We start from the raw sequence: 7173 nt of genomic DNA, 5'->3' as shown, positions 1-7173 counted from the left end.
CGGGGGGCGGGGGGGGGGGGGGGGGGGGGGGGGGGCGGGGGGGGGGGGGGGCCGGCGCGCGCCGCCGGCCCCCCCCCCCCCCCCCCCCCCCCCCCCCCCTCCGTCGTACACGGGTGGGTCAGGCGATGTGGTCCTCCTCCAGCTCCGCCGCGTGACGGTTCTGGAAGCGCATGACCATGCGCTTGGCCTCGGAGTCCGGGATGGGGGAGCCGTAGGTCGCTTCCACGTCGTAGCTGAACTGGCTCGGCGTCGGGTAACCGCTGCCGTTTATCGACTGCTTGAAGACCTGGTAGTACGACTCCTCGTCCGGCTCCGTGGCCGGGGTGCCGCCGCCCACGCCCAGGTCGCGGGTGCGGCCGGGGCTCACCGGGATGGGGAAGCTGCCGGTCTCCTCCGGCGAGGGCTCGGCCGAGGGGGGTTCCTGGAGGTACTGCTCCTCGTACTGCTCGGCCTGCTGCTGCTCGGCGTACCACTGGTCGTACTGCTCTTGGGGGTTGTACGCGGGGTTGTAGCCGCCCTGGTAGTCGACCTGTTGGGGGGCGTTGAACCAGGGGCTCTCGTCCTCTGCGGGCGCGTCCTGGGTCGGTGCGTCCTGCGCTGGTGCGTGGGACAGTTGCTCGGGGTGGGCGTTGCTGCCGGGCTGGAGGTGCTGCCCGCTGAGCGGTGCCACTGCGCCCACCCGTGCCGCCCCGGCGGCACGACTGCCCGCAGCTGCGGCGGATTGTGGGGCCGCCTCGGCAGCCGACGCCGTGTCCAAGGCCGCCTGCTGCGGGGCCGGGGGTAGCAAGGCCGGTTCTATGCCTGCCGCTGCCAGGCCCGCCGCGGCTGTTCGGGCCAGGGGGACGCCGTACTTGGCCAGGCGCAGCGGCATCAGGGACTCCACCGGGGCCTTGCGGCGCCATGCGCGGCCGAAGCGGGAGCGGAGGCGGGCCTGGTAGACGAGACGTTCCTGCTCCAGCTTGATGACCTGCTCGTAGGAGCGCAGCTCCCACAGCTTCATGCGGCGCCAGAGGAGGAACGTGGGGCCGGGGGAGAGGAGCCAGCGAGTGAGGCGGACTCCCTCCATGTGCTTGTCGGCCGTGATGTCGGCCATGCGGCCGATCGCGTGCCGGGCTGCCTCGACCGAGACGACGAACAGGACCGGGATCACCGCGTGCATGCCCACGCCCAGCGGGTCCGGCCAGGCCGCCGCGCCGTTGAAGGCGATCGTCGCCGCCGTCAGCAGCCACGCCGTCTGGCGGAGCAGGGGGAACGGGATCCGGATCCAGGTGAGGAGCAGGTCCAGGGCGAGCAGGACACAGATGCCCGCGTCGATGCCGATCGGGAAGACGTAACTGAAGTTCCCGAAGCCCTTCTTGAGGGCAAGTTCACGGACCGCCGCGTACGAACCGGCGAAGCCGATACCCGCGATGACCACCGCACCGGCGACGACCACGCCGATGAGAATCCGGTGCGTCCGTGTGAGCTGAATGGGCGCGGCCACCCGTACTCCCCTCCCCATCGTGCGTGTTGTTGCGCGCAACAGAGTGGCACATGTGTGCGGCGTACGGGCGGCCGGTAGGTTTCGGCAGCCCTGGTTGTGACCTTCGTCAGCTCTTCTGCGCGGCCGACTTGGACGCAGAGGCCGACGGTGACGCGGACTTGGACGCGGACTTGGACGGGGAGGGGCTCGCGCCCGTATCCGTACCGGATCCCGTATCCGTCCCCGTGCCGGATCCCTCGCCGTTCGCCGAGGACACCGACGCCACCGCCTCCTTGGCCGCCTTCTGCGCGAGCTTCGTCAGCGTCGCCGCGCTCGGGGTCTTCTCGCCGGCGAGGCCCGCGCCGTTGTAGTCGACTGTGATGACGACGTTCTCGACGCGCGTGACGACCGTCTGCTGCTTGAAGGAGCCCTCCTTCTTCTTCAGGTCGTACGTCACCGTCGTCGCCGCGTCGCCCGTCCCGGACACCGGCTGCGACTTCGCGTTCTTCGCGCCGTCCACCGCCTGGGCGTCCTGGACCTGACTGTCGTAGTACGACTGCGCCTGCTTGTCCCCCGCACCGAGCGAGGCGTCCGAGTCGAAACGGAGCAGGGACACGCTCAGCCAGCGGAACTGGGAGCCCTTCACGCCGTTGTTGTCGAGGCTGCTCCACGAGCAACTGGCACGCGCGGACGCATCGTCCGAGGTGACCTCCTTGCCCGACTTCGGCGCCTTCGGCACCAGTTCGCCCAAGGTCTTCTTCGAGAACACCGCACACGGCTTCGGGAGCGACTTGTACGCCGCCGCCTGCACCGTCGGTGAGGGGCTCGCGGAGGCCGACGCGGCGGTGTCCGCGCTCTTGCCGCCGGTGTCGTCGGAGCCGGAGTCCGAGGAGCAGCCGGCGGCGATCAGCATCACGGGGACGGCGGCCGCGCAGACAAGGACGCGGCCGAGGCGCTTGGCCCGCCCATCGCGCTGGTCCCGCTCGTCACGCTGGTCTACCTGTGCTGGTCGCTGCATGGTTCCTTCACTCATGACGCTTGTGGTTCCTGCCGTCGGATCTGGTCCGAGGGGCCACGGTACGCGGTGAGGGAGTTGCGCGGCCTCGCTTCCGTCGCTTTGTGCGCGGGCGTGAGAGGGCTGTGAAGGGCCGCTAGCCGGCCAGTGTCTCCGCCAGCTGAGCGGCCAGTTTCCGGGCCTTGTCCTGCATTTCCTTGCTGTCCGGGGTCACACCGATCGTCGTCGGCTGCTCCTCGTACGCGATCGTCACGATCACGTTCGACGTGCGGAACGCCACAGTCACCGTGCGCTGCTGGACCGTCGAACCGGAACTGCTCAACACGTCGTCCAGGAACGCCTCGTCGCCGAGATCGTCGAGGAGACGGGGCTGGAGGTCAGTCGGGGCGACGGAGATCGTGGAGGTGGGGGAGGAGGAGCCCGAGGGGGAGGGGACGGCGGACGCGGAGGCGGCGTCGGTGGGGGTGGCGGCGGGGCTCCCGGTGCTCGTGCCGCCGGTGGCGCCGGTTTCGACGTCGGACGCGGCGCTGGAGCTCGCCGCGGGGAGGTCGGCCTCCTCCTCCTTCGTCGCGAACAGCTGCTGCGCCTGGGTGTCGTCGCTGACGGAGGTGTCGTACGAGACGACCCGCTCGAAGTCGACGAGCAGGTGGTCGGTGGCGTCCGTGGACTCGACCTTCCAACGGCAGCCGACCTTGCGGTCCGTGTCGAAGGTGAGCGTGGCCTCGCCCGCGTACGCGCTCTGCCGCTGCTCCTCGTCCGTGAGCTGCTTGATGCCGGGCAGGAGCGAGTCGAGGGTGCCCTGGCTGACCGCGCCGCAGGGTTCCGGGAGGACGCGGTACTTGCCGGGCTGGGCCGCGGCGGATGCCGTGCCGGCGTCGCCCGGGTTCGCGTCGTCCGTCGTACCGCCGTCTCCCGAGCTGCCGGTGCAGCCGGCCAGCAGGGCCGCGAGGAGTGCGGCGACGCCGGATACGTACGCCTTCCGCTGCACGGTCAGGCTCCTCTCAACGGTGGCTCGGTGCCGGGTTCTTCAGTGTCCCCGCTGGTTAATCGCTTGCCGCACGGGGGCCTGCCCTGGAGACAATGTGTATCGCACGCATGGCCGTGGACGCCGGTCCGTTGTCCCTTACGTAGACCTTGGCGCCGGTTTTGCGATTCAAGACTTCTGTTGTGGTTCCGGGGGAATGAGGACGATATGTCGTACGTGGAAATGCCGGGCGCGAAGGTTCCGATCCGCATGTGGACCGACCCGGCGACGGTCGACGAGGGCGCGCTCCAGCAGCTGCGGAACGTGGCGACCCTGCCGTGGATCAAGGGGCTGGCCGTGATGCCCGACGTGCACTACGGGAAGGGTGCGACGGTCGGGTCGGTCATCGCGATGCGGGGGGCGGTGTGTCCTGCGGCGGTGGGGGTGGACATCGGGTGCGGGATGTCTGCCGTGAAGACCTCGCTGACCGCCAATGACCTTCCCGGGGATCTGTCGCGGCTCCGGTCGAAGATCGAGCAGGCCATTCCGGTGGGGCGGGGGATGCATGACAGCCCCGTCGATCCGGGGCGGCTGCACGGCTTCGCGACCGGTGGGTGGGACGACTTCTGGGGTCGGTTCGACGGGGTGGCCGAAGCGGTCAAGTTCCGTCACGAGCGGGCGGAAAAGCAGATGGGTTCACTTGGAAGCGGCAACCACATGATCGAACTTTGTCTTGATCAGTCAAATTCGGTCTGGCTCATGCTGCACTCCGGGTCCCGGAACATCGGCAAGGAGCTGGCCGAGTACCACATCGGCGTCGCTCAGAAGCTCCCGCACAATCAGGGCCTAGTCGACCGAGACCTCGCCGTCTTCGTCGCTGACACCCCGCAGATGGCGGCGTACAGGCACGACCTGTACTGGGCGCAGGAGTACGCCAAGTACAACCGCGCGATCATGATGGGGCTCCTGAAGGATGTGATCCAGAGGGAGTTCAAGAAGGCGAAGCCGACCTTCGAGACGGAGGTCAGCTGTCACCACAACTACGTGGCCGAGGAACGGTACGAGGGTGTGGACCTGCTGGTCACCCGCAAGGGAGCGATCCGGGCGGGTTCCGGCGAGTACGGGATCATCCCGGGCTCGATGGGCACCAGCTCGTACATCGTGAAAGGGCTCGGCAACGAGAAGGCCTTCAACTCGGCCTCACATGGGGCGGGTCGGCGCATGAGCCGGAATGCGGCGAAGCGTCACTTCACGGTGCGGGACCTGGAGGAGCAGACACGTGGAGTGGAGTGCCGTAAGGACTCTGGCGTGCTCGATGAAATTCCGGGCGCTTACAAGAACATCGACCAGGTGATGGAGCAGCAGCGGGACCTGGTCGAGGTCGTGGCGAAGCTGAAGCAGTTCATCTGCGTGAAGGGCTAGATACGGCGTGGGGCGCGGCGAATGTCCGCCGTGCCCCACGCGAACCGGTCAGTCGGGCAGCGGTACTACGCCGTGCTGCAGTTTCCAACGGCGGACTTGGCAAGCGCTCTGGGAGTAGCCCAGCTCGGCGGCGGCGTGCGAGAGCTTCGGTGCTGCGAGCAGGATTCTGTCCTGCTCTGGCGTCCATTGAATGCGCGGAGGCTTTACTTTCAGCTCCGCTGGCCGGACCCATGTCACGAGTGATTCCGCGGCGTTCAGTTTCCGGTCAAGTGACAGGCAACCGGGGTAGTACAGGCGGGCGCCGAGTGCCTGCGCTGCTTCCTTCGTGTAGAGGATGTTGTGGATGCCGTCTCGGCTGTTGCGCTTGAGGGTGCGTTCGGCTCCTGTGATCTCCCTTGCGTAGAAGCACAGGTAGGCGCCGATGGCCGTGCTGGCCGTGGTCAGGGAGATGAAGGGGAAGCCCTGACTTGTGTGTCCCACCGAGCCGTCGGCGTCGATGACGCCTCGGAGATAGTCGCGGCGGGAGAACTCGACGCGTGGTGGAGTGATCGTCTTCGACTTGCGGCCGTACGGCAGACCGACTTCGTTGAGTTTGGTCCTTGCTTCGAGCGAGCACAGGCTCCAGACCGCTGATCGATGGGTCTCGGCGAAGTTCGTGGACCGGGTGCGCTCGGTGATGCTGCCGTAGTACGGCGTCAGTTTCTGGAACTTGTAGAGAAGACCGATGTCTCGCGCGTTGATCTCCACGGACAACTTGCCCTTCTGCCCTACGCCTCGCTGTAGGTGCCCATCCGCCTGCAAGAAGCCGAACATGTACGCGTACTCCGGGACCGTGAGGTCCATGAACTGGTGGGCGATAGGCTCGCATTCAGCCATGAGGAAGCGCATTCCTTCCTTGCTGGTCAGGCCCTCGACCGGGCGGTATCCCGGTCGAGGGCCGTCGTGTTGACGTGGTGGCGCGAGCCTAGGTGCGGAGTTCGAGCGACGTGCGGGTGATCGACTTGGTTCACTCCTGTGAGTTACCGCAGCCGTTTCTCCAGCAATACGACCGCGTACGGGCTGCCCAACCCGCCCTCCTTTGCCCGCTGTTCGCCTACGACCGTGTAGCCCGCCGACTCGTAGTACGCGCGCAGGCGGGGGTTGGAGGCGAGGCAGTCGAGGCGGGCGTACGGGCGGCCTGTTGCTGTGATGCGGGATTCCGCCTCTGCCAGCATGCGGCGGCCCGTTCCCGGCGGAGCCGTGTGCGGGGTGGCCATCAGGCGGTGGATGTAGCCCGCGTCGGGTGGGCCGGGGCCCCAGGCCGCCGGGTCGGTCCACCAGAGTTCCCAGGCGCCGGCCGGGCTCTGGTCCGCGTACGCGAGCCAGACCTCGCCCTCTTCCATGCGGGTGCGGAAGTGGGTCTCGTCCTTTTCGCCGGGCTGCCATTGGCGGATGCCGCGGGCCAGTTGCCACAGGGCCGCCGTGTCGCGGAGGCGGACCAGGAGCTTCGCGTCGGCCGGGGTGGCCTTGCGATAGGTCAAGGTCGGGTGGGTGGTGGGGGGCGGTTCGAGGAGGGTCTTGCGGAGGGTGTCCGAGAGGGCCTGCGCGTCCATGCCCAGGGCCTGGGTGACGTACGCCTCGAACGAGCCGTGGCGGGACTTCATCGAGGCGAGGAACAGGCGCATCACCGACGCAGGGGCCCGGCCGAAGCCCGGCCAGGCCGGGCTTCGGCCGTCGTTGCGTGCCTTCCAGTCGGCCAGCAGAGCCGGTGTCGCCAGTTCCGTGAGGCTGAAGTCCTCCGTGATCACTGTCTCCGGGACGCCCAGGAGAGCCAGGACCAGGGCCGCCAGCTGGCCCGTGCGGTCTTTGCCCGAGGCGCAGTGGAAGACCAAGGGGGCGTCCGCTTCCGCTATCAGTTCCAGCGCCCTGCGGATCTCCTTCGTGCCGTCCTCCGCGACCTCCATGTAGCGCTCCACCAGGTAGGGGCCGGGGTCCACGTCGGGGGTCTGCACCGCCTGGTTGTAGGAGCGGTGCTCGATGCTGAGGTTGTGGTACGTGAAGGAGGGGTGCGACGGGATACGGCCTTGGGCCTCGATCTCCCAGGGGTGGCGGAGGTCGATGACCGTGCGGATGCCCAGGGACAGGAAGCGGTCCCAGTCCGGTGTGCCGGGGCTCAGCTTGCCGAGGGAGTCGGCGCGGTAGAGACGGCCGGGGCGGATGCGGAGTCCGTGCGGGATCCGGTAGCCGCCCAGATCACGGAAGTTGTGCAGCCGGGAGAACGGTATGTGTCTGTTCACGCACTGGGACTCTATGTCTCGGTCGCGCCGGGTA

Annotated in this window: 6 protein-coding genes; 1 reads left to right on the top strand and 5 read right to left on the bottom strand. The window is 68.3% G+C overall.

What is annotated here, in order from left to right; genetic code table 11:
• Positions 1 to 118: 118 nt before the first annotated feature.
• From ACFYO2_RS31335 to ACFYO2_RS31325, 3 genes are all read right to left on the bottom strand, one after another.
• Positions 119 to 1483, bottom strand: coding sequence for a DUF2637 domain-containing protein (locus tag ACFYO2_RS31335; RefSeq protein ID WP_388355705.1), 1365 nt, complete (start codon positions 1481 to 1483; stop codon positions 119 to 121).
• Between the two features lie 106 nt (positions 1484 to 1589).
• Positions 1590 to 2480, bottom strand: coding sequence for a DUF3558 domain-containing protein (locus tag ACFYO2_RS31330; protein ID WP_388355704.1), 891 nt, complete (start codon positions 2478 to 2480; stop codon positions 1590 to 1592).
• Positions 2481 to 2613: 133 nt separating this feature from the next.
• Positions 2614 to 3465 (bottom strand): DUF3558 domain-containing protein, encoded by an 852-nt coding sequence (locus ACFYO2_RS31325; RefSeq protein WP_388355702.1) that lies wholly within the window; start codon positions 3463 to 3465, stop codon positions 2614 to 2616.
• A gap of 204 nt (positions 3466 to 3669) precedes the next feature.
• Between ACFYO2_RS31325 and ACFYO2_RS31320 the strand changes: the two genes are divergently transcribed.
• Positions 3670 to 4863, top strand: coding sequence for an RtcB family protein (locus ACFYO2_RS31320; RefSeq protein WP_388355700.1), 1194 nt, complete (start codon positions 3670 to 3672; stop codon positions 4861 to 4863).
• Between the two features lie 48 nt (positions 4864 to 4911).
• Here ACFYO2_RS31320 and ACFYO2_RS31315 read toward each other — a convergent pair whose 3' ends face one another.
• Positions 4912 to 5739, bottom strand: coding sequence for a hypothetical protein (locus tag ACFYO2_RS31315; RefSeq protein ID WP_388355698.1), 828 nt, complete (start codon positions 5737 to 5739; stop codon positions 4912 to 4914).
• Between the two features lie 143 nt (positions 5740 to 5882).
• On the bottom strand, positions 5883 to 7139 hold the full coding sequence (locus ACFYO2_RS31310) for a GNAT family N-acetyltransferase (RefSeq protein WP_388355696.1): 1257 nt from the start codon (positions 7137 to 7139) through the stop codon (positions 5883 to 5885).
• Positions 7140 to 7173 lie beyond the last annotated feature (34 nt).

Source organism: Streptomyces sp. NPDC006602, assembly GCF_042870385.1.
In the GTDB taxonomy this organism is placed as follows: Bacteria; Actinomycetota; Actinomycetes; order Streptomycetales; family Streptomycetaceae; genus Streptomyces.
Note: the sequence above shows the minus strand (reverse complement) of the source record. Positions and strands in the feature narration are given on the sequence as shown.